This is a genomic window from Marivirga harenae (genome assembly GCF_030534335.1).
GTDB lineage: Bacteria > Bacteroidota > Bacteroidia > Cytophagales > Cyclobacteriaceae > Marivirga > Marivirga harenae.
The window spans coordinates 3,160,658-3,183,226 of record NZ_CP130565.1; the positions used below are offsets into that span (position 1 = coordinate 3,160,658).

General features: G+C 35.7%; 17 protein-coding genes. 10 read left to right on the forward strand and 7 right to left on the reverse strand.

Going from position 1 to position 22,569, the window contains the following annotated elements:
• Positions 1-32: 32 nt before the first annotated feature.
• Positions 33-2,279 carry a Tex family protein gene (locus Q3Y49_RS13505; RefSeq protein WP_303268867.1) on the forward strand — a complete coding sequence of 749 codons (2,247 nt, stop codon included), beginning with the start codon at positions 33-35 and terminating at the stop codon, positions 2,277-2,279.
• A gap of 279 nt (positions 2,280-2,558) precedes the next feature.
• On the opposite strand, the gene Q3Y49_RS13510 is transcribed toward Q3Y49_RS13505, so the two are convergent.
• From Q3Y49_RS13510 to Q3Y49_RS13530, 5 genes are all read right to left on the reverse strand, one after another.
• Positions 2,559-4,595: a tetratricopeptide repeat protein gene (locus Q3Y49_RS13510; RefSeq protein ID WP_303268869.1), complete on the reverse strand. Its 2,037-nt coding sequence runs from the start codon at positions 4,593-4,595 to the stop codon at positions 2,559-2,561.
• Between the two features lie 81 nt (positions 4,596-4,676).
• A complete protein-coding gene (locus Q3Y49_RS13515) occupies positions 4,677-4,964 on the reverse strand; it encodes an MBL fold metallo-hydrolase (RefSeq protein ID WP_303268871.1) in 288 nt (95 codons plus the stop codon).
• Positions 4,951-5,421, reverse strand: a complete 471-nt coding sequence (locus Q3Y49_RS13520; RefSeq protein ID WP_303268873.1) for an MBL fold metallo-hydrolase — start codon at positions 5,419-5,421, stop codon at positions 4,951-4,953. The genes Q3Y49_RS13515 and Q3Y49_RS13520 overlap by 14 nt, the downstream gene beginning before the upstream one ends.
• 56 nt (positions 5,422-5,477) lie before the next feature.
• Positions 5,478-6,962 (reverse strand): dihydrolipoyl dehydrogenase family protein, encoded by a 1,485-nt coding sequence (locus Q3Y49_RS13525; protein WP_303268875.1) that lies wholly within the window; start codon positions 6,960-6,962, stop codon positions 5,478-5,480.
• 80 nt (positions 6,963-7,042) lie between these two features.
• The gene (locus tag Q3Y49_RS13530; protein WP_303268877.1) at positions 7,043-7,912 is read right to left on the reverse strand and encodes a bestrophin family protein; all 870 of its coding nucleotides are present in this window, start codon (positions 7,910-7,912) and stop codon (positions 7,043-7,045) included.
• 119 nt (positions 7,913-8,031) lie between these two features.
• Between Q3Y49_RS13530 and Q3Y49_RS13535 the strand changes: the two genes are divergently transcribed.
• Positions 8,032-10,059: a penicillin acylase family protein gene (locus tag Q3Y49_RS13535; protein WP_303268879.1), complete on the forward strand. Its 2,028-nt coding sequence runs from the start codon at positions 8,032-8,034 to the stop codon at positions 10,057-10,059.
• On the opposite strand, the gene Q3Y49_RS13540 is transcribed toward Q3Y49_RS13535, so the two are convergent.
• Positions 10,031-10,567 (reverse strand): DUF1643 domain-containing protein, encoded by a 537-nt coding sequence (locus Q3Y49_RS13540; protein ID WP_303268881.1) that lies wholly within the window; start codon positions 10,565-10,567, stop codon positions 10,031-10,033. The genes Q3Y49_RS13535 and Q3Y49_RS13540 overlap by 29 nt on opposite strands.
• Positions 10,568-10,984: 417 nt before the next feature.
• Here Q3Y49_RS13540 and Q3Y49_RS13545 point away from each other — a divergent pair, with 417 nt between their 5' ends.
• The 8 genes from Q3Y49_RS13545 to Q3Y49_RS13580 all read left to right on the forward strand — a co-directional run bounded on the left by Q3Y49_RS13545 (position 10,985) and on the right by Q3Y49_RS13580 (position 20,885).
• Positions 10,985-12,382, forward strand: coding sequence for a right-handed parallel beta-helix repeat-containing protein (locus Q3Y49_RS13545; RefSeq protein ID WP_303268882.1), 1,398 nt, complete (start codon positions 10,985-10,987; stop codon positions 12,380-12,382).
• A gap of 198 nt (positions 12,383-12,580) precedes the next feature.
• On the forward strand, positions 12,581-13,432 hold the full coding sequence (locus Q3Y49_RS13550; protein WP_303268884.1) for a LytR/AlgR family response regulator transcription factor: 852 nt from the start codon (positions 12,581-12,583) through the stop codon (positions 13,430-13,432).
• A 116-nt stretch (positions 13,433-13,548) separates the two neighbouring features.
• Positions 13,549-14,811 (forward strand): hypothetical protein, encoded by a 1,263-nt coding sequence (locus Q3Y49_RS13555; RefSeq protein ID WP_303268886.1) that lies wholly within the window; start codon positions 13,549-13,551, stop codon positions 14,809-14,811.
• 4 nt (positions 14,812-14,815) lie between these two features.
• Positions 14,816-15,487: a DUF2306 domain-containing protein gene (locus tag Q3Y49_RS13560; RefSeq protein WP_303268888.1), complete on the forward strand. Its 672-nt coding sequence runs from the start codon at positions 14,816-14,818 to the stop codon at positions 15,485-15,487.
• Positions 15,484-16,650, forward strand: coding sequence for a retropepsin-like aspartic protease (locus tag Q3Y49_RS13565; RefSeq protein ID WP_303268890.1), 1,167 nt, complete (start codon positions 15,484-15,486; stop codon positions 16,648-16,650). The genes Q3Y49_RS13560 and Q3Y49_RS13565 overlap by 4 nt, the downstream gene beginning before the upstream one ends.
• Positions 16,650-18,101 (forward strand): serine hydrolase domain-containing protein, encoded by a 1,452-nt coding sequence (locus tag Q3Y49_RS13570; RefSeq protein ID WP_303272110.1) that lies wholly within the window; start codon positions 16,650-16,652, stop codon positions 18,099-18,101. The genes Q3Y49_RS13565 and Q3Y49_RS13570 overlap by 1 nt, the downstream gene beginning before the upstream one ends.
• A gap of 122 nt (positions 18,102-18,223) precedes the next feature.
• On the forward strand, positions 18,224-19,255 hold the full coding sequence (locus Q3Y49_RS13575) for an alpha/beta fold hydrolase (protein WP_303268892.1): 1,032 nt from the start codon (positions 18,224-18,226) through the stop codon (positions 19,253-19,255).
• A gap of 199 nt (positions 19,256-19,454) precedes the next feature.
• Positions 19,455-20,885: an amidohydrolase family protein gene (locus Q3Y49_RS13580; protein ID WP_303268893.1), complete on the forward strand. Its 1,431-nt coding sequence runs from the start codon at positions 19,455-19,457 to the stop codon at positions 20,883-20,885.
• A 597-nt stretch (positions 20,886-21,482) separates the two neighbouring features.
• Here Q3Y49_RS13580 and Q3Y49_RS13585 read toward each other — a convergent pair.
• Positions 21,483-22,364, reverse strand: coding sequence for an alpha/beta fold hydrolase (locus Q3Y49_RS13585; RefSeq protein ID WP_303268894.1), 882 nt, complete (start codon positions 22,362-22,364; stop codon positions 21,483-21,485).
• Positions 22,365-22,569 lie beyond the last annotated feature (205 nt).

Below are 22,569 nucleotides of genomic sequence, written 5' to 3' on the forward strand. Positions count from 1 at the left end.
ACATTTAGAAAGTCTAGAATCTGAAGGAAAACATGGATCATATTATTAAAATAGCGGGCGAATTAAATGTTCGTCCTCAACAAGTTAAAGCAGTTGTGGAATTATTGGATGGGGGAGCTACCGTACCCTTTATTTCTCGTTACCGAAAAGAAATGACAGGTAGTCTGGATGAGGTTGCAGTTGCTGATGTCAGGGATAGAGTACAGCAATTACGTGATTTAGATAAAAGGAGAGAGGCTATCCTTAAATCCATTAAAGAGCAAGAAAAACTGACTCCTGAATTGGAGAAGGAAATCAATGCGGCCGAAACGATGGCTAAGTTGGAAGATATTTATTTGCCATACAAGCCGAAAAGAAGAACCAAAGCTACAATTGCCAGAGAAAAAGGCCTGGAGCCTTTAGCAAAACTTGTTTTTGAACAAGGCAGCATTGATCTAGAAGCTGAGGCAGCCAAATTTATTGATGAAGAAAAAGAAGTGGCAGATGTTGAGGCTGCTTTGCAAGGTGCTAGAGATATCATTGCAGAATGGGCTAATGAGAACGCGGAAGTTAGAACCGACATTCGTAAGCTATTTTTAGAAAAAGGGAAATTCAAATCTAAAGTGCTCAGCGGAAAAGAAACAGAAGGTCAGAAGTACAAAGATTACTTTGAATGGGAAGAAAATGTTAAAACTGCTCCTTCCCATAGAGTTTTGGCCATGCGAAGAGGAGAGAAGGAGATGATTTTAATGCTGGATATCAGTCCGGAGGAGGAAGATGCAATTTTTATAATGGAAAAGCATTTTGTAAAGGGTGAAAATGAAGCAGCAGAGCAGGTAAAATTGGCTGTTACAGATGCTTACAAACGCTTACTGAAACCTAGTATGGAGACTGAAATTCGTATTTTCACCAAGAAAAAGGCCGATGAAGAAGCAATCAAAGTGTTCTCAGATAACCTAAGACAACTTTTATTGGCAGCTCCAATGGGGAGGAAAAATGTGATGGCTGTTGACCCGGGCTTTAGAACGGGTTGCAAATTGGTTTGCCTTGATAGACAAGGAAAATTATTGTTTAATGAAGCCATCTATCCGCATGAGCCACAAAGACAAACTGCAAAGGCTGCAGCTTTGATATTACAATTAGTAGAAAAATATAATGTAGAAGCTATAGCTATAGGAAATGGTACTGCAGGTCGAGAAACTGAAAAATTTGTTAATTCGATAGGATTGCCAAATTCAATAACTGTAGTCATGGTAAATGAGAGCGGGGCTTCTGTTTATTCAGCCTCAGAAGTAGCAAGAGAAGAGTTTAAGGAGTATGATTTAACAGTTCGGGGAGCAGTCTCTATTGGAAGAAGATTAATGGACCCATTGGCTGAATTGGTTAAAATAGATGCTAAATCAATAGGAGTAGGGCAGTATCAACATGATGTTGATCAAAATCAGTTAAAAGCTGGTTTGGATGATACGGTTGTAAGCTGTGTGAATAATGTGGGTGTCGAATTAAATACTGCCAGTAAACAGTTGTTGACTTATGTTTCTGGCTTGGGACCTTCCATAGCTGAAAATATAGTAAAATACAGAAATGAAAATGGTGCTTTCAAGAGCAAAGAAGAATTGAGGAAAGTACCTCGCTTGGGAGACAAAGCCTTTGAGCAAGCGGCAGGATTTGTACGAATTAGCGATGCCAAGAATCCTTTGGATAGCAGTGCAGTTCACCCGGAGCGATTTGCACTTGTCAATAAGATGGCCAAAGATGTGAATGCAACCATTGCTGATTTGATGGGAAGAAAAGAACTGAGGGAAAAATTGGATATGAAGAGCTATGTGACGGAAACCGTTGGACTTCCAACCCTACAAGATATTATGCAGGAATTGGCCAAGCCAGGTCGAGATCCGAGAGAGCAATTTGAAGCTTTTTCATTTACAGAGGGAATTAATGAAATAAGGGATTTGAGAGTAGGGATGAAACTTCCAGGCATTATTACTAATATTACGAATTTTGGGGCATTTGTAGATGTTGGCGTACATCAAGATGGACTAGTACATGTAAGTCATATAGCTGATAAATTTGTAAGTAACCCAGCTGAAGTGGTAAATGTGGCGCAAAAAGTGGAAGTAACAGTTTTGGAAGTAGATGAGGCAAGAAAGCGAATATCGTTTTCGATGAAAAAGGATCCTTTTAAGCAACAGTCAAAAGAAGAAAAACCAAAAGGAAAGTTCAAGAAAAAACAGGAAGAAAAAGAAGTGGAAGGAGATTTGCAGGCTAAATTAGCAGCCTTGAAAGGAAAATTTGGATAAGTATAAGAAAAGCACTCATCATCCGTCAGGATGATGGGTCTTGATTTAAGTATTATTGAAGAATTAAATTGATTTAAGAATTCTGTACTGTAATAGACTTAAATGTACTTATTTGAAATCCGTCATCTTATTATTTCGCTTAATGAACTCTAATTAAAAATTTAGCAGGGTTTTAACCCCTAGTTTGAGTCTTGTTGCTTTTCATTTTATCCGATTTCTACTAGTACATCGTAGTGGATTCATGGCATTCTTTCGAGATGATTTTCAACCGATTCCCAATCAAATCCTTATTCCAGTAAAGGAAATATCGTCAGTCTGCTCCCGATCACTTTTCCATTCAGTAATGGCTTTTTCCAGTTTTAACTTCTGCTGCTCAAAAGGTAGTAGTTTTATATCATCCAAAATTAAGCTCAGCCTCTTTCTCATAAATTTTTTATCCTCTTTCCCACCGAATTGATCCACATAGCCATCGGTATAAAAATAAATCTGGGCGTCATCTTCAAGATTTAGCTTTTTGTTTCTAGCATTTTTAAATTCCGATTCTTTAAATCCACCGATCGAGAATCTTTCTCCTTTGTATGTTCTCCATTCCTCTTTCTGGAATACTAACATATCTATTCCAGCACCAGAAAAGGTGAGTTCTCGTGATTTTGAATCTATACAAAATAGTGCAATGTCCAATCCATCATTGGATGAATTGCCTTTGTATTGCAGACTGCTCAAGACGGCTTCATCTAATAAATTCAAGATATTGGCGCAATCATGTTCATCTTGTTGGATGACGATGCTATTCAACAAATCATTGGCCATGACTGTCATAAATGCTCCTGGAATACCGTGTCCAGTACAATCAGCAAGAGCGAAAAATATTTTATCATCCTTTTTAGTAAACCAATAAAAATCACCACTGACTATTGATTTTGGCATATATAGCATGAAAAACTCATGAAAAACAGATTTGATCTGGTTTAGATCGGGTAGTATCGCTTGTTGTATATGTTGTGCATACCAGATACTTTTCATGATTTCAGAACTAGCTTCCTCTAAAGCATGTTTCTGATCTAGAATATTATCCCTCTGAGCAGCAATTTCATCTCGATTTTCTTTTATTTCAGATTTTTGTAAATTGATTTCTTCATTTTTTAGCTGGAGGACTTTATGTGATTTGTTTTTGATTTGAAATCGGTTGTAACTGATAAATGCCACCACAGCCAACATAATTCCTAGGGCAATCAGAAAGTAATTTGTGTATTCCCTTCTTGTCAATTGCAAGCTAGTAATCTCTGCTTTATTCGTCAGTAGTTGAATTTCTTTTTCTTTAGACTGGATTTCAAAGTTCTTTTCTAGCTGTGATACTTTACTATTAAAATCTTGGTTAAAAATAGAATCGTTTAAAGCCTTGTATTTCTTATATGCCGATAAAGATTTTTCAAATTGTGCATTGTTTTCATAGATTTCAGACAAGCCTTTGTAGGATTCCCTCAAAACATCCAAAGCTTCAACTTCAATAGCGGAATTTACAGCTCTTTGAAAGTATTTGCTCGCTTTGTCATAGTCTTTTACTCTCAAATAGCTTTGCGCCAGACTTTTGACGATATAGGTTTTATCAAAGTGTTTCTCTCCTTTAGGTACAGCCAGTAAAGCTTTTTCAATGTAATATACTGCTGAATCTTGATCTCCGAAATCTTTGTGGTAAATGCCAATATTGTGTAGGGAATTATAAATTCCAACAGGATCATTTAGCCTTTTATCAATCAAATAGCACTTTCGAAAGTACTGAATAGCTTTTTCAGGCTTTTCCATTTTGAGATATAGTAATCCCAAATTGCTCATAGTGGTGGAAATTCCAAGGGAGTCTTGGAAGGACTCTTTCAATTTTAGAGACTCTTCATAGTAATCTGCTGATTTATCTAGTCTCCCGATTTCATCGTAGATAATCCCTACATTGTTCATCGCTCTGGATAAGGAGGGTAGATTATCTAATTCCTTTTCCAACTCTAAGACCTTCAAAAAATATTCTAAGGTTTTTTCGTAAGCGCCTAAACCGTAGTATGAAATTCCCAGATTATTTAATAACTGAATTTCAGAATATACATCCTCTATTTTTCTAGCTAAATCTAATCCGAGCTGACCATAAAAAATCGCCTGAGACGGTTCCGAAGTACTCATATTATAAAGTAGGTCTTTATATATGTTTACCCGAGTGCTGTCTGCAATCTCCGCCTTCAATACATTCTTAAGACTGTCTGTTTGGTCGTTGGCAAAGGAAATTGCAGGAAACACAAAAAATAAGAAAATCACTATTCTTACCAGCATATATTTAATATTAAAGCTTAATCACTTCAATTTATTATAAATATACTCTCAAAACAATATTAAGCTTTTAATCCTTTACTTTTAGTTTTCAGTATACCAATTCCTCAATCTTACTTCTATATCTTTATTCGTAGAATTAATTACAGATTTGAATTTTTCTACATCTGCAAAACCTCCCTGTCCTCTGAAATGAAAAGGATAAACAATTTTAGGTTGAAATTCCAATACGGCATCAGAGGCTTGTTCAATTGACATAGTATAGGGTAAATTCATGCATACAAAAGCGATATCAATATTTTTCAAGGCTCGCATTTCAGGAATATCTTCAGTATCTCCAGAAATATAAATCACTTTATCAGCAATATTCAATAAATAACCATTTCCCCTTCCTTTGGGGTGCCCTAGTTTCAGCATCAACGGGAAGGTTGTACATAGGGACGGCAGTTATTTTAATACCCTTGAAAGATGTGCTGTTATCATTGTTTAAAATTTCTATTTCGGAATTATCAATTCCTTCCATTTGTTTTGCCACCGCTTCAGGAACTACAAAATGAGATTTTTTAGTATTGAGGGCAGTTAACGTTTTTTTATTTAAGTGATCTCCGTGGATATCAGTAATCAAAATTAAATCAGCATCATTAAGCCCTTTGAAGCCTTCTGCGCCTCCGTAGGGATCCACATAAATTGTAAACTCTTTATATTCAAGGGCCAAGGTTCCATGCACAATTGGATGAATTTTAATATCTCCATCATTTGTTTTAATTATATCTTGTCCATTTAAATTTAAAGTAATGAAGCAGCAGAATACGAGAATAATATTTTTCATAGATTTTTATTTTTACAAACCTTCAGCAAGGATTTTTGTTAAACCGTCCATCACCATTAAATGGTCATACGTTCTTTTTTGTGGCAATCGTAACAATAACAATTTACTTTATTTTTCAACAATCCTGATTTTAAAATGGATTTACCTAAAAGAGCTCTTACTGATTCCTGGATTCCTTCCGTGATAGAAGGATGTGGATGCACACACTCAGCCAATTCCTCAATCCCTTTGTTCATACTAATTAAAAGTGCTACAGCTTGAATTGCAGCAGAAGCTTGTTCACCGACTACTCTCATTCCCAATATCTTCATTTCTTCATCATCAGTCACTAGCAGTTTAATAAAACCTTGTGTGTTTCGTTTGGCAACGGCTCTGGCGATGGTGGAATAATCAGTAGTTACAACTTTATAATTCAATCCCTTTTCTTGAGCTGCCTTTTCATTATAACCTACGCCTGCGACTTCAGGATTTAGAAACATTATGGTACTGATATTTTCGTATACAAGCTTCTTGCGTGGATTACCAAATATTTTTTCAACTGCATATCTCCCTTCTAGTTCTCCAACATTCACCAAGTTGATGTCTGCCGTGATGTCTCCAACCGCAAAAATATTCCTCACGGATGTCTTGGTGTCATCATCTTCTACGCCTCTTTGCCCCATTTTGACACGAACAGCATCTTCCCACAAATTCTCATAGTTGGGAACCCTCCCTACGGACACCAGCGCTTTGTCTACTTCAAAAGATTCTTGGTGCCCGTCCAAAAAATTCAATGTATAGCTAACTTTTCCATTTTTTCTCTCGATATGAGATAGGGAAGAGTTTCTATGAATGTGCACGCCCTGCATTTCTAAATTTTTCTCAATTACAGAAACAACATCTGGGTCTTCAAATGGAAGAATTGAATCTCCCTTATCTATTAGATACACTTTTGTTTGGCCAAAGCCAGAAAAAATGGTTGCATACTCACAACCTATAACTCCGGCTCCAACGATAACCATGCTCTTAGGAAAGCCATCCATTAATTCAATGCCATCACTAGTCAGAATATGTTCCTCATCTACTGGAATATTAGGCAAATACCTGGGCCTGCTACCAGTGGCAATAATTATGTAGTCAGTTTCAACAGCTAATCGCTCCTGCTGGGTTTCAATTTCTACAATATGATCACTAACAATGCATGCTTCTCCTTCAATGAAATTGATGTATGGACTGTATTTTGAATTATTCTGAAGTTCTGTCAGATGGCTGGATAATAAATGAACCCTTTCTTTTACTGCATTTTGAACTTCCAATTGAATTTCCTCCCACACGGCTTTAGGAGGCTCAAGATGATAGCGATCCAAATTCTTGCGAAATGCTAACATATCGCGGGATAGTTCCCATAACGTTTTAGAAGATAATGCACCATTGGTAATACCGGCTCCTCCTAAAACATTTTTTTCAATTAGAAGTGTCTTTTTCTTTAAATCTACTGCCCTCATGGCTGCAGCGTAACCAGAAGGGCCAGCTCCAATAATCACTAAATCATAACGCTCCATAAATACATTTCATTTACACAGCAATATAAAAATTTATGAGGATATAACTCTATTTAATGGCGAAGACTAAGTTAATTGTATCAATCAAACAACTCTTTAACATTCGTTTCAATTTTTTCTGACAGTTCTCCAGTAGGTAGGTCATTCACATCGCCTCCAAAAGGTTCTTCAATTTCTTCAGCTATTAACTCAACACTGATCAAAATGAAAAAGATGAATAAAACTATAGGAATCGTCATGTAATGAAACTCTGTAATAAATGCGAGTGGTAGTGTAATTGTGTAAGTAAAGATAAATTTCTTAATAAACATGCTGTAAGAATAGGGGATAGGTGTATTTTTTATTCTTTCGCAGCCCCCCAAGATATCTGAAAACTCTTTCATCTCTTTATCTAAAACAAAAAATTGATGAGGGCTTAACTTGTTTTCAGTCAATAGCTTATTAAGCTTTTGATACATCAAGGAAGTAATTGCATTAGGTATATGCTCCTTCTTAGTTAATTCATGTAGAATTTCCTCATCAACTAATTTCAAGTGCTTCGGTTTTATACCTTTCCTTAAGTGATCTCTTAAGGCAAATGCAAAAGCCGGAATTAATCCTTTAAAAAATGCTCTGTCTTTATCATTTTCTTTTGGAATAAAAGCATTTATTTTGGAAGCCAGATTTCTGGAATTATTCAATAGCAATCCCCACAATTTTCTTCCTTCATACCATCTGTCGTAGGCAGAATTGACTCTAAAAACCAAGAATAAACCCAAAACTATACCTAACAGCGAGTGCACCACGGTTGTACTATTGAATTCTAATTTAAAGTAATCTTCTAACAAGAAAGTAACAATTCCAGTGTATGCTCCCATTATCAATAAAGCGGGCATCAAAGTTTTAACGACTTGTCTACTATAGGTATGAAAAATTAGACCTAACCAGTTTTTGGGATTGTATTTAATCATAATTCTTTTTGAATGATCTTTCCATAAAAATTTGATTACAATTATAGGGAAATTATGTTGACTTTAAATTTTCCTTAATAAATTTAGAGATTTAACACTTAGTTTAATTAACGACTTATATGAAATATAGCCTACTATTCTTTTTGGTTTTATATCTTCAATCCGTTAGCGCCCAGATCACACCCCAAAAAATTGATATTGTTCGAGATCAGTGGGGTGTGGCACATATTTATGCTGAAACTGATGCAGAAGTAGCCTACGGATTAGCTTGGGCTCATGCAGAGGATGATTTTAAAACGATTCAATCAACATTGATTGCCGGTAAACTGATGGCAGGACAACAATTCGGGAAAGATGGAGCAGGAATTGATTTTTTTACACAATTTATTGGTGCTCCCGATCTTGTTGAAAAGGAGAAGAACGAATTATCGCCAGAGTTTAGAGCCCTATTGGACGGGTATATTCAAGGAATTAATGCTTATGCCGAAAAGCACCATAAAGAAGTACTGCATAGAAAATTGTTTCCGGTAATCGAAGATGATATGCTGACCGCCTTTGTTTTATCATTATCATCCATGAGTGGGGTAGATAAAATTGTAGGAGATATAGCTGCTAACAAGAAATTCAATAATCCGTATATTGGTATTGGTTCAAACGGCATCGCTATCAGCAAAACTAAAACAACTACAGGTGAAAGCTTTTTGGCCGTGAATTCCCATCAACCCTTTGAAGGACCAGCAAGTTGGTATGAAGTTCATATGCACAGTGAAGATGGATTGAATATGCTAGGCTCACTCTTTCCTGCTAGTCCTACTATTTTCCATGGAGTAAATGAAAATTTGGGCTGGGCACATACAGTGAATCACCCTGATAAAATGGATGTTTATCAATTAAGAATGCATAATGAAAAAAAAGAGCATTACTATTTTGATGGTGAAGTTTTGGCATTAGAAAAGCGAAAAGCCAAGCTTAAGGTGAAGATATTGGGAATATCTATTCCGATTTCCAAAACTTATTACAATAGTGTTTATGGTCCTGTTTTAGAAAATAAAAATGGTTTTTTTGCTGTAAGCTTCAGCTCGAATAAGAATTTGAAAGCCATTCAGCAATGGTATGAAATGACCAAAACTAAAAATTTTGAAGAATTTCAATCAGTCATTTCACGCTTAGAGCTTCCAGACTTTAATGTTGTTTATGCAGATAGAGACCATCACATTTACTATGTTAGCAATGCTAAATTACCACTGCGTAATACTAATTATAGGTGGGATAAGGTATTGCCTGGAGATACTTCTGCCACCTTGTGGAATCAGTATCATTCCTATGATGAACTACCTAGCTACCTCGATCCTGCATCAGGATATTTATTCAATATGAATAATACTCCATTTAATGCTACTGCATACGAAGAAAATCTGGATTCCTTGGATTTTCCATCAGAAATGGGATTTTCTATAAAGGATAACAATAGGAGTGTTCGTTTCCAAAGCTTAATCAGTAAGAAAGTGAAATTGAGTTATCAGGATTTCAAAAGGATAAAATTTGATATTCAATATCCAGATCAATTTCAATTTGTTGAAGATGTTAATATCATTTTCAGCTTAACGCCTGAGGATTATCCTGAAATAGAAGAATATTTGACCATTCTTCAGAAATGGGATCGAAAAGCGGAAAGTGAAAGCGTGGGTGCCGGATTGATGAAAGTGTTAATCACACATGCAAAAGGAAAAAAGATCGATAAAGCTAAAGGTGTTGAAATTGTTAAAAAATCCCAATCCCAATTGATAGCTGAATTTGGCACCATTCAAGTCCCGCTTAGCAAACTGCAGGTACATAAGCGTGGAGAAACAGAAATGCCTATAGAGGGTTTACCTGATGTGATTGCACCAATGTACACTAATAAGTTCGGAGATGGCTTAAAGGAAAAGACCTATGTAGGAGAATCTTATATTTTACTGGCTCGATTTGGTGAGGGTTTACCAAAATTGGAATCTATTATGCCGTATGGGGCTTCTTCCAAGCCTGAAAGTCCTCATTATACGGATCAAATGGAAATGTTTGTCAATAAGGATTTAAAACCAATGACTTTAGATAAAGAAGAGATTTATAAAAATGCAGCTAAAATCTATCATCCTCAGGTTGAATGACAGTTTCCATATAGTGTTCCATATCGAATTCAGATAGGATTGTAGTCTTTTTTAAATACAAAGGATGCCTGGGATGACCAGCTTTCAAATGTTCTCCAGCCGAAAGCCATTGACAATCGTAAAATTGACTCATATTGAAAATATCTGATAGACAATGCTTTAAAAAAGGTCTTGAATCAATAAGATTTCCCCATGCTGCCCATATAAATACCTCATCCTCTTCAAGATAAGATTCAATAATCTCTAGGTTCTGTTCATGGTATTTCTTTTCAATTTTGTGATGAAGCAATTTTGCATCGGCACTTCTTTGAGGATAAAGGTTGAGCATAATCCAACTATCAAATTGATTATTAAGAGCAATTCTTTCAACAGATGAAACTGTACCATCATACTGTTCTGGTTTTGCTTGACTAGGATTTACGCCAATGCATATCAAGGTCTTTTTTCCTTTTTTACCTAAGGAATAGCGGTAATTTCCCGTTTTGTCTGTCTCATAAATCCAGTCCATAATTCAAGATAACTAATATTTGAAAAGGAAGTCAGTACCTTTTCAGTATTTTTTACAAGTTTTTGAAGTATGGATGATTCTTTAAGTTAAGAATCATATTGATGGTTCCAATGAGCCAGATGAAAATATAATCTTTGATGCAATAGAAAAAGAGAAACATGACCTTGGTTTAGGACTGTCTTTTTAACTATCCAAGTTCTTTTCAAAAACAATTGAATAGCTATTTAAGTAGAAGAAGTAAATTGAAATATTTAATAGCTACAGTAGCACTATCCTGTTTTGAGAGAATTTTTTATTTCTATATATTTTATCAAGTCATAAGACGCTGCTAAAGGGTCTTGACTATTACTGAAATATTACAAGAAAACTTGATTTAATATTATTTTTTCCTATCTTTATTATAAATTTAATTGCGATATGAGGACCTTACTATCAATTCTTATTCTTTTTGTTTCCTTATCACTATCCTTAAGTTGTCGCAATAGCAGTGACGTAGAGCCCGAAAGTAAATCATCCCTAATACCATCAAATGATTTTAATTTTGAGACTTTTGACTGTGATGATTGTACGTACATAGTCACAGATTACAAAACGGATGGTAAAGAATTGAATATTGAGCCCGGTGATATTATATGCTTGGATAGTAAGGTAGCTTATGACAGACTGTTGTTTTCTAACATCAATGGTACTGAGGCAAACCCCGTCATAATTAGAAATTGTAATGGTCAAGCAATTATTCAAGCCACAAAACCTGGAGGAATTAGTTTTGAGTATTCTTCACATTTTAAGCTATTAGGAGATGGTGGTGGTTCAAATTACGGTATTAAAGTGACTACAAACACTGGATTTTATGTGTTGATGAGGACGTTTTCTAATCAATTTGAAATTGCCCATCTAGAAGTTGCAGGTAATAATGACGGATTTGCTGGAATAGGACTAAAAACAAGTCCCTACGAAGATTGTGAATTATTTGAAGATCCAGCCAGACCTTGGACAATGACGGACATTATTATTAGAAATAATTATGTCCATAATGTTAACGGAGAAGGACTATATATAGGACATGGTTTTCATGCTGGTTGGACTGGTAACTCATGTCCTAATGTTGTCTATCCTCATGTTATAAAAAGACTTAAGGTTTTTTCTAATATTATAGAAAACACGGGTTATGATGGTATGCAAATCAAAAACGGAGACGAAGATATTGAAATTTATGATAATTATATCTTTAATTATGGGACTCGTGCAGAAAATGGACAAAATGAAGGCGTTCTTATTGGTGGACCAATGACAGGTTTGTTTTATAATAATGTTATTATTAAAGGAACAGGAAATGGACTCAGGATGCTGAATATTGGTGGAAACAATGATGTCTATAATAATATAATAATGGAGTCTGGGAAAAGTGGTATTCGTGTCGATGGGGGAAATGAGTTTGACCTGATATTTGATAATCCATATTTAAATTTCTTTAATAATCATATTATAAACTCTGGGGAATATGGCTTTGTAATTTTTGATAAAAGAGATGCCGTCCGAAGATTTAAAAACAATTTGGTAATTAATGCTAGCGACCAGCTGATTGCCATTGGCTCACAAATAGACGCTATTGATACTTCTCATAATATCGCTACTCAAGATCTGAATTTCGTGAAATTTAAGAACCTAGATTCTTATGAGTTTGAATTATTGCCAGACTCGCCTGGAATTGATGCTGGAACTAATGTGTCAAACTTCGGTGTCGATATTGACATCATGAGGAGGCCAAGACCATCTGGTGCAAGCTTTGATGTGGGTGCTTTTGAAAACCAATAAAATTTATTGATAGTCTATTAATTATTGTTTGATTTTTAATTCATTTCTTTACTTAAACGCATAATTATAAAATCATTCTAGCTCATTATTGGTTGGTTATATATAATTAGTAATGCAAAAAGCAATTATTAAAAAATTGAGAGTTTTAATTTGTTGAGTTTTGTAGGGAAGTGAAAAGCAACCCTTACTTTTGCTAGTATGTTTTCCATTTTTCAAAAACCACATCCTTTCATTTTTAATTCTGCCAGTATAGTAATTCCCGGAATTTTTACTTTTCTATTAATTTTTATTTTTAAACCACTGGGTTTTAATAGTCTTCCTATCAATTATGTTTTGGCTTTTGCGCTAGGTTTCGGTCTAATTGCATCAAGTTTGGTTTTAATTTCAGTGAAATTATTGAAATTCACTTTTCCCAAATGGATGGATGAAGATGCTTGGACCTTGGGTAAGGAAGTCTTTCTTATTTTCACAGTATTGATTTTGATTGCATTCACCATTTTCATCATATTTTTAGGGATCGATATAGCAGATAGTAGTCCTTTTGCTTTGTTTAGAATGGTTTTCATCAAGACGCTTTTATTTAGCGCTTTCCCCATACTTTTTATGGTTTTGTTTGAGCAATATAACTATCAGAGGACGCAATTAAAGGAAGCAGTGGATTTAAGCCAAAAGGTAACTCATGAAAAGAATAGTCATGCCTTTACACATTCCATTAGAGCTGAAAATGGCCAGTTGGTCTTACAGTTGGCCAGTAAGGAGATACTTTGGGCACAATCAGATGGAAATTATCTTGATTTATATTATATAAATGAAGCTAATGAAATCAAAAAGGAGTTAATAAGGAATAGATTAAAGAACTTAGCAGATCAGCTGCCAGATGATTCCTTTTTTCATTGTCATAAAAGTTATTTGATTAACCTTAATCATATTCAGAAAGTCCAGGGTAATGCTAGAAACTTTGAAGTAATCCTACGATATGCTAATGTTTCCATTCCCGTGGCCAGGTCAAAATCTGCTGAATTAAAAGAGAAAATCAATCATAATTTTTAGGGGCTTCCTTTTTACACCTAATCGTTCCCATTAATACCAAACAGTACTCATCACTTCTCAAATGCTGATTTGACAACTCATATTTGCTTCATCATTCATAAACACAAAAGTAAAAAATGAAGCAGGTTCTATTAGCATTTATTATTTTAATCACTACTGAAATACTCCATGCGCAAGTCTACACGGAGGAGAAAAGCAAACATAGATTTGCTCAAACCTATATAGGATTTAATGCACAGATAGTACCAACACAAGGTCAATTTGTATCAGACGGTTTGAGTAGTAAATTTCCAACCCTTATTTCTCCAAGGTTTAATATAGGAGGCTTGCATTTCTGGGGAAAATGGGATTTCAATGTTAATCTTCCTCTTGGTCATTTGGGGGATAAAAAAGTGGCAGAAGAAACTGAGTATTTCTTTCAACCAGGAGCAGATTTAAGTGCTCGGTACTATCCAAGGAGAATGGAATTTGGTAAATTGAGACCTTATGCTGGTGTTTCATTTAACCAGATGGTTTTCAAGTTGGATCATAAAGAGCTAGGAAGCAGAGATGATTTATTTTTCACTGCATCGCCCTTAGCAGGGGTTTCCTATGCTTATAAGGGATGGCAACTCAATGCGGAACTTATGTGGGTACCCACGAACAAAAAAGAGTTCTATACGAGCCGAAATCAAAGAGAAATATTTCATTTACCGCGAAATTACTTTTCAGTTGGGATTGTAAAGTATTTTGATACGACACTAAAGGAAGAGAAAGGCTATAAAAATGAATCTACCAAGAAGAAGGAAGACGAATTGAGAAGTAAAGGGAAACTAAATAGCTTTTCTATTGGTATCGCACCGAGCGCAGCATATTTCTTGCAGGCCCCGCAATTCTCTCAAGGTGAGCAGCAGTCTTTACCACGGCATAAAGGCGAATTTAATTGGGATTTTGGGCTAGGCTACTTATTTCATGATGCGGGGCTTCATATTGGTTTTAGTTATAGAGATTACAGCTCAAATTCAAATAGCTACGGTCTAGAGCACGTAATTCGAAGACGATCTGTGGCATTAGAAGCGTTCAAATTCTTCTGGGATTACAATGGATTTGTCCCTTTCATTGGACCAAGTATTAGCTATGAAAGATGGGGTGCGGCTGAATTTGAAGATGATGTGATGACAAGTGAAGTAGCCAGAACAAAAATGATTTCGCCTGGAATTATATTTGGCTGGGACATAGTTCCATCTCCATTGGAGACCTGGATTTTACGAACAAACCTTCGATATTATCCTCTACAAAAAGTCAAAAATCCTACTGGAGAAATATCAAGAGTCGATCAATTTGAATTCAACATCATTCAATTGGTTATTTATCCTAATAGAATCATAAATACTCGTTAATCATATGAATTACATAGTTCAAAATATATTATACGTGCATATTTGCGCAGGGGCAATTGCTATATTGAGTGGCGCAGTGGCCATAAGTTCCACCAAAGGGAAGGGAACGCATCAAAAAGCTGGGAAAATATACTCAGTGGCAATGTTAGTGGTCTTTATCACTGGAATCACAATAGCTTCTTATAAATTCAATAAGTTCTTATTTTTAATCGCTTTCATCAGCTACTACAGTGTTTTTGCTGGAGTTCGCATATTAAAATTGAAAAAGCTTCACAAAGGGCAGGAAGCCAGATGGTTTGATTGGTTGGCAGGATCAATAAATTTCATAGCCAACTTTTCATTTGTTTGCATGGCCGTTTATTATGCGGTTACACCAGATATAAATGTGCCTGGCGTATTGCTTTCTGCAGGTTTCGGTCTTGGGGGAATGTACCTCAGTTACATCAATATGAAACCATTTATTTCCAAACCTGAAAAAGCCTATCATTGGTACACTTATCATTTAGGAAATATGATGGGCGGCTATATTGCCACCTTTACCGCTTTTTTCTCTACTATGGTCACACGGTTTGAATTCATGAATCCATTTTTAGCTTTTGCATTACCTTCACTAATCGGAATTCCATTTATAATATACTGGACAAACAAAACAGAATTAAAATTTAACACAAAATGAAAAATATTTTTTACTTAGTAGTCATCATCCTTTCCAGTACTTTGATAAGCTGTAGTTACTTAAAAAATGTACAGTTATTAAGTGGCGGAGAATTAAAGCGTCAGAAGTTTGTACAAGCCATCCCTTTTGAGATGAGAAAGGACTTGATTGTGGTAAAAGCAAAAGTAAATGGTGATAGCACAGAGCGAGAATTTATTTTTGATACGGGCGCTTTCAATAGCAAAATTGAAAAGGGATTGGCAGAGTCGCTCAGTATGAAAACCATCACTACCAAATCCAATTCTACCGCAGCTGGAGTAACTAGAAAAATTGAGGTCACTAGAATAGACTCCTTAGTTTTTGGAGAAACGGCTTTTTATAATGTCGGAGCTGGAAAAGTTGAGTATGATGAGCAGTCTGCCAGTCCTTGCATAGCGCAGCATGGCATCATTGGGGCTAATATTATGAAGCTAGCCCACTGGAAAATTGATTACGAACATCAGATGATCTATTTTTCAGATCAACCCTTTGTAGTTAAAGAATCAGCTTACAATATTGAATTTGATAACCCATTGCTTTCTGGAACGCCATTGATTAGTATGAAAATAGGTGGAAAGGAAGCGCAGAACATCCTATTTGATGTGGGCTATAATGGTGGTTTAGTATTACCCATTGCCTTAGCCAAAGAATTTGAAGGAAGTGAAAAGTTATTTTTCGACAGATCAACTACTGGAATTTACGGAGCCAAAGCGGATACGCTTATTGAAAAACAGTTGGAAGTTGAAATTGATGGATTTCAGACTAGTATTCCTGTTAATTTCTCCGCAAACGGAAAAGCGCTCTTGGGCAATGAGTTTTTGAAGCACTTTGAGGTAATTATTAATTATGATAAGAATATAATTCAGTTGATTGAAAGAAAGACTGTCAGTATTGATCCTAATGCTCCATTCATTCCAGGTGTTTTGAATGATAATCAATGGGTGGTTGATAGAACTACTGAAGATTTACCTTTTGATTTGGGGGACACATTAAATTCAGTAAATGGCAAAACACCAAGAGAGTTATTTGATAATTACTGTGACTATCTAATGCATGTTGGGACTCTGATTAATACGGACAGCTTAAAGCTTGTGAAATCAAGCGGAGAAGAATTCATTATTAATAATAAATCTATTTCGAAGTGATGGTCAGAAGAATCACAGCATTAATTTCATATTTCTTATTGGGCTATTCTTTGGTAGCACAAGAATATGATCAAGCAATTGCCAAAGCGAGATTCCTCATTCAGGAACATCAAAAGCAAACTAATATTCCTGGGCTGCAAGTTGCAGTAATGATTGATGGTGAAATGATTTGGAGTGAATCCATGGGTTATGCTGATCTGGAAAATGCTGTTCCAGTGACGAGCAAAACTCAGTTTAGAACGGCTAGTCTTGCAAAACCATTGACCTCCATAGCACTAGGAAATTTGCTGGAAGATAATCTGATCAGTTTAGACAATACTGTTGAAGACTTCCTTCCTGATTATCCTGCTCCTGCGAAAGAAATTACTGTAAGGCAGTTAGCGGGCTCCATTTCAGGAATCCGACATTATAATGATGCCGACCCTAAATTCAGAACTAAAAACTACAAAACAGTTCAAGAGGCGGTAACTATTTTTCGCGATGACCCACTGGATTTTGAGCCTGGTACAGAATATGGCTATTCAAGTTACGGCTGGGTACTCTTGAGCGCTCTAATGGAGAAAGCTGCTGGTGTTTCTTTTGAAAAGATCATGAATGATAGCTGGGATCAGCTGGGAATTGAGAATACTTCATTTGATTCTCCTAATCATGATTCTGAGGACATCAGTAAATTTTATATTAAAGGAAGAAAAAGGCGAGAACTGGCACCTTTTCAAAACAGATCTTTCATGTACGCTGGGGGCGGTTATTTGTCAACATCGGAAGACTTGGTCAGAATTGGGCATCAGTTTATCAATTTCGATTTTCTCAAAAAATCAACAGTAGATACATTGACCAAGTCATTACATCTCAAGAATGGAGCGTTGACCTACTATGGATTGGGATGGGAGTTAGGTTCCAGCAAAATCGATACTGAAGTCTGGCATCATAATGGAAGCATGCCTACAGCCAGAACGCATTGGCTGCTTTTGCCAGAACAGAAGATAGTTTTGGCTTATATGAGTAATACAGGTGAACATGTATTCTTTAATGATGCAGAAGCACACGCCATCGCCCAAATTTTTCTGGATGCTAAAAGAGCAAAAGCAGGTGTTAATATAAACAGTGAGTACTTGACTAGGGAATGGACAGGTAAAGTCACTTCTTTGTATGGCAAAAGCAAGAAAGCCAAACTCACATTAGAAAGCACTAAAAATGGTTTAGTGATAGGAGAAATCGCGTTCAAGAGAAGTCGTAAAAGAGAAGTCTATCCAGTCGTTGTTAAATCAAGTACAAAGGATTCCCTGCACTTAATAGCCGTGACGCCCATGTTTGCCGATTTTCATTTACGAATAGATTCCAATGACAATTTAGAGGGAGAGTGGCAACACGATTTTGTCCGCAAGCCTAATGAGGATGAAGATGAATTTTGGAAACAAAGGAAGGCATCCTTTCGAAAAATTCAGGATTAGAGTGATCAGAGTTAGCCTAAAAGCAGATCAAGAATCAATTAGAAAATTTAAAATGGCAACAAATTGAGGATGTTCTTATTTCCCTTAAAACTTTACCTAGTGAGTAATTTGAAAATAGAAAGATGAGGCGCATTAGATATATTGTAGTAGGTTTCTTGCTGAGCCTAAATAGTATTTCAGCACAGCACCTCATTAATGAATTCTTTAAGATTCAATTTGATAATTATGATTTCCCCGTATTGGTGAGAGGTAATATGGAATCAGGTAAATTGCTGATTTTTGTTCAGGGTGGGCCAGGAGAAACAGCCATTGATTTTGCCAGATCTGATTATCCAAAATGGAAAAATTCTCTCGAAAAGGAATTAGCAATTGCCTATTATGATCAAAGAGGTTTAAATGGTAAAGTCTCGCAAATTGACAGTTCAAAAATCACCTATCAGCAATTTGGTTTAGATGCATTGGCCATTGCGGATTATTTACAGAATAAGTATAAAGTAGATGTCTATTTGTTTGGTCACAGTGCAGGAGGGAAAATGATCCTACAGGCTTTAAGCAGTCATCCTGAACGATCAAAAATTCTATCAGGCGCCATACTCGCTTCTACACCTTTTACCTCAGATTATTCGGATGCCCGCTATAATCATTTTAGACCAGAATATTTGAAATTGATCGCAGCTGACAATATCAAAAAAGGAGTGAAAACCGAATATTGGCAAAATGCTTATGACTGGATGAGCCATCAAAAGGTCATTGACGACCTTGAAAGTAGCAATAAATGGAATGAATATGTTGATAAAGCTTTTGAAGCAAGCAAAAGGAAAATCTCATTATCTATGGTAGCTAAGGTAATATTTTCAAAGCCGTATAACCCTGTAAAATACCTAAAAAGGAAGGATAATGATATGGTTGGGGATTTGCTCTGGCAAAATGAGAAAAATGTGAATTACTTCGATGATTTAGATCAAATAGCAGTACCTATTCTACTGATGACAGGTTTCTACGATAATATTGCGCCCTTTAATGAATTGGATAGTGCGCATCAATTCATTGGTAAAAGTAAATTTGTAGTAATAGAAAATGCAGGCCATGAAGCTTTTTTAGATAATCCAAGTGGATTTAATCAATCAATACTGGATTTTGTCCTAAATGACTAATGAATTAAACGACAAGCTGTATGTCAATAGGCTTGATTCTACCGGATAATGCAATTCTATTATAGTTCAAAAGAACTCTGAGAGATCAAGAATGGCCAGGTGAAAAGTTGATAAATACTTAATAATACTATTTTTAAATATTCTGAAACTACTATATTTACGGGTGTATTAACTCTAGTAGACTTTACTTTTAAAAGAAATGAAACTCTTGAAAATAGCGGCTAAAGCTATTGCAGTACTTATTTCAGTTATCGTAATTTTTATTGTGGCCGTATTCTTATTGGATAACCGAAGCACTCATTATTTAAAAATCTCCAACATTCCTGAAGCGGAAAGAAATTCTTATCTGATAAAAAATGTAAATATTGTGCCCATGTCCTCCGACACTGTTTTAGTTGATAAAATGGTGCTCATCGAAGATGGAGCGATAACTGAAATTTCAAATGATATTAGCGTGGAGCAACACACCATCATTGATGGTAAAGATCAATACTTGATGCCTGGCTTGATCGATATGCATGTGCATGTTTGGGATGAATACGAATTAGGTTTGTATTTAGCCAGTGGAGTCACCACAGTACGAAACTTATGGGGTCAGCCAATGCATTTAAGAATGAAGGAATTGATTGAATCTGGAGAGATTTTAAGTCCTAATTTTTTTACTAGTGGCCCTAAGCTTACAGGTTCAGAATTCATTGGGGATGATAATTTTCAGATTTTCAGTGAAGAGGAAGCTCGACAGATAGTTATCGATACGAAGGAAAAAGGCTATGATTTCATCAAAACCTATTATGGATTGCCTCAGGAATATTTTGACGTGGTAATAGATCAAGCCAAGATTAGCGGTTTGGATATTGCTGCCCACCCGAGTTATAAAGTTGCTTATGATTATCATTTCAATCCACAAATTAGATCAGTTGAGCATGCGGAAGATATAGTGCAGCAACCATTGGAATACAAATTGGATTCAGCAAAATTGGGAAAGGTAGTTGAAGATTTCTCAAAAGCTGAAGGTACTTCCTTTTGTCCCACACTTACTGTCTATCACAATATTTATAAAATGATTATAAATGATAGTATTCTAAATTCATCGGATTTGAATTATATGAATCCCTTAATACGGATGGTGGATAGTGAAGCGCAATTTAGTCGATGGAATAGTGCAAAAAGAAATGATAGCACAATTGAAATTAGCATTAGAAATCAACATGAATTTCATTTATTGGCTATTAGCAAACTGCACGAAGCTGGTGTAAACATAGTTTGTGGTACTGATGCGGGAATAGGGGTGACTATTCCCGGGAAATCCATTCATCAGGAACTGGCATTTTACAAGCAAGCTGGACTAAGAAATTATGAAGTTTTAAAAACAGCGACCATAAATCCATCCAAAACTCATAAATTCTTAAATGACTTTGGTACTATTGAAAATGGTAAAGTGGCAAATCTGTTGCTTGTAGATGATAATCCTTTTGATAATTTAGCAACTCTAGAACAACCTCAGATTGTCTTTTCGGGGGGCAGAATGATCAATCGAACTACCCTCGATACATTTGAGGTGAAAGCAGCCGAAAGATCAAATCTTTTAGCATCAGCCTTCCGTTATGTTGAATTTTTACTTTTTAAATAAATCTTTGAAAGTTCTGCTATGTCACAAATTATTACTTTTCGAAAGGCTCTAACTATAAGTCAGTTATTGATTGGCTTCTTAATTGCATTTCACATTTTGATTGTATCCCTCACGCTTTTTGAGATTGATTTTTTTATGAAATATACCTGGGGTGGGGAAATTACAAGTTCAAATGAATTTATAAAATTGGAGATGGTTTCAATCCTGGCTTCAAGCTTCTGTTTTTTACTGATTTTAATAAGACAGCGGGCTAAGTCAAAAGTCTGGTTAATCATATCAAGAATAGGCTTGAGTTTATTCTTTTTAATGTTTCTGTTAAATACGCTAGGAAATATATTGGCGGCATCAATATTTGAGAAATCCTTAGCCTTAGTAACAATTCTGATTGCCGTGCTTCTGCTTAGAATTATTTTAGAGCCAGTCAGGAAAAGATAATGGAAGGCTTTTTTACTTTTTTACTTTTTTGATTTTCCCTGTTACTATGAGGATGTAGAATGTAATTGCCACACTTAATAATACGGACATGATCATCATGATTTTATTATTTTTTGGTGAATAAGAATAGAGTGTGAATCACCATCACACTCTAGATTTCAATTATTTTGAAGCTAAAAAACTGTCCACCTGATTAAAAAACCACTTAGGCTCATCGTAGAAAATAAAGTGATAGGCTTCATCTGCAACCGCAATTTTCACATTATCAATATCTTTGCATTGCGCCTTGTAATTATTTTCAACAGTTTCTTTGGTACTACCATATTGCTCATATGCTGCCCATGCGCCTAATACCAAAACAGGTGCTTTTACCTTTTCCATTTCCGAACGAATATCGGTGGTGTACATTTCGCCATACGCTTGAGTGGTCACCGTTCTATTGCTATTGACCCCCATTTCAACTACTTTCTGTCGTTTGTCTTCATTTGCAATCATTCCTGCGACAATCATCTTCTGCTGTTGTGCAAAAGCTTCTTCGCTTACATTTTTCATATTGGTATTCATTTGATTAGCCATATTTTGAGCCATTTCTGGAGTAATTCCAGGCATCTGTACGGCAGGAAAATAGGGGATACCATCTACAGCAATGATTTTAGAAAAAAGTGTGGGAGCTTCTGCTGCTGCCCAAAGCGATAGGAAACCTCCCATACTGTGGCCCATTAATATGGTATTCTTTAATTTATTGGATTTCACATAGTCTATCAGCTCATTTTTGACTTCTTTTAAGAAATGCTCGCTCTCCACATTTTCTTTATTCCCAAACCCTTTTAATGTTATTAGATGGATTTCATAATCCTTTTTGTAATGAGCTGTTACATCATCCCATACATCGGCTGAACACGACATGCCATGAATGAGAATCATAGGCTGTCCTTTTCCAACTATTGTGGTGCTCAGTATGTTTTCAGATTTTGCTTCTGTAGCCATCATTAAAAGGGCAATGCTCAATAGTGCTGTTGGTAATTTTAAGAATAATTTTTTCATGACTTTTTTGTTTTGTTTGCTCAAATCAAGCACTGAATTTTGAGTTAATTAAATTTGATTGACCATTGGCTGGATTGTATTGACCAACTGCATTCCTGCACAAAACGCTAGGAGCCTTATGAAATATCACTTCCAAATACCATTCGTCAATTCATACAAGCAGTTTGTCAAGCCAAGTTGTGAATAGCGTCTTCTTTAATATCTT

Bases quoted from the DNA above. Each gene is read 5' to 3' on its own strand.
- Q3Y49_RS13525 (WP_303268875.1), bottom strand. From the start codon at position 6,962: ATGGAGCGTTATGATTTAGTGATTATTGGAGCTGGCCCTTCTGGTTAC.
- Q3Y49_RS13565 (WP_303268890.1), top strand. From the start codon at position 15,484: ATGAAAAATATTTTTTACTTAGTAGTCATCATCCTTTCCAGTACTTTG.
- Q3Y49_RS13520 (WP_303268873.1), bottom strand. From the start codon at position 5,421: ATGAAAAATATTATTCTCGTATTCTGCTGCTTCATTACTTTAAATTTA.
- Q3Y49_RS13570 (WP_303272110.1), top strand. From the start codon at position 16,650: ATGGTCAGAAGAATCACAGCATTAATTTCATATTTCTTATTGGGCTAT.
- Q3Y49_RS13585 (WP_303268894.1), bottom strand. From the start codon at position 22,364: ATGAAAAAATTATTCTTAAAATTACCAACAGCACTATTGAGCATTGCC.
- Q3Y49_RS13545 (WP_303268882.1), top strand. From the start codon at position 10,985: ATGAGGACCTTACTATCAATTCTTATTCTTTTTGTTTCCTTATCACTA.
- Q3Y49_RS13580 (WP_303268893.1), top strand. From the start codon at position 19,455: ATGAAACTCTTGAAAATAGCGGCTAAAGCTATTGCAGTACTTATTTCA.
- Q3Y49_RS13550 (WP_303268884.1), top strand. From the start codon at position 12,581: ATGTTTTCCATTTTTCAAAAACCACATCCTTTCATTTTTAATTCTGCC.
- Q3Y49_RS13535 (WP_303268879.1), top strand. From the start codon at position 8,032: ATGAAATATAGCCTACTATTCTTTTTGGTTTTATATCTTCAATCCGTT.
- Q3Y49_RS13555 (WP_303268886.1), top strand. From the start codon at position 13,549: ATGAAGCAGGTTCTATTAGCATTTATTATTTTAATCACTACTGAAATA.
- Q3Y49_RS13575 (WP_303268892.1), top strand. From the start codon at position 18,224: ATGAGGCGCATTAGATATATTGTAGTAGGTTTCTTGCTGAGCCTAAAT.
- Q3Y49_RS13560 (WP_303268888.1), top strand. From the start codon at position 14,816: ATGAATTACATAGTTCAAAATATATTATACGTGCATATTTGCGCAGGG.
- Q3Y49_RS13540 (WP_303268881.1), bottom strand. From the start codon at position 10,567: ATGGACTGGATTTATGAGACAGACAAAACGGGAAATTACCGCTATTCC.
- Q3Y49_RS13510 (WP_303268869.1), bottom strand. From the start codon at position 4,595: ATGCTGGTAAGAATAGTGATTTTCTTATTTTTTGTGTTTCCTGCAATT.
- Q3Y49_RS13530 (WP_303268877.1), bottom strand. From the start codon at position 7,912: ATGATTAAATACAATCCCAAAAACTGGTTAGGTCTAATTTTTCATACC.
- Q3Y49_RS13505 (WP_303268867.1), top strand. From the start codon at position 33: ATGGATCATATTATTAAAATAGCGGGCGAATTAAATGTTCGTCCTCAA.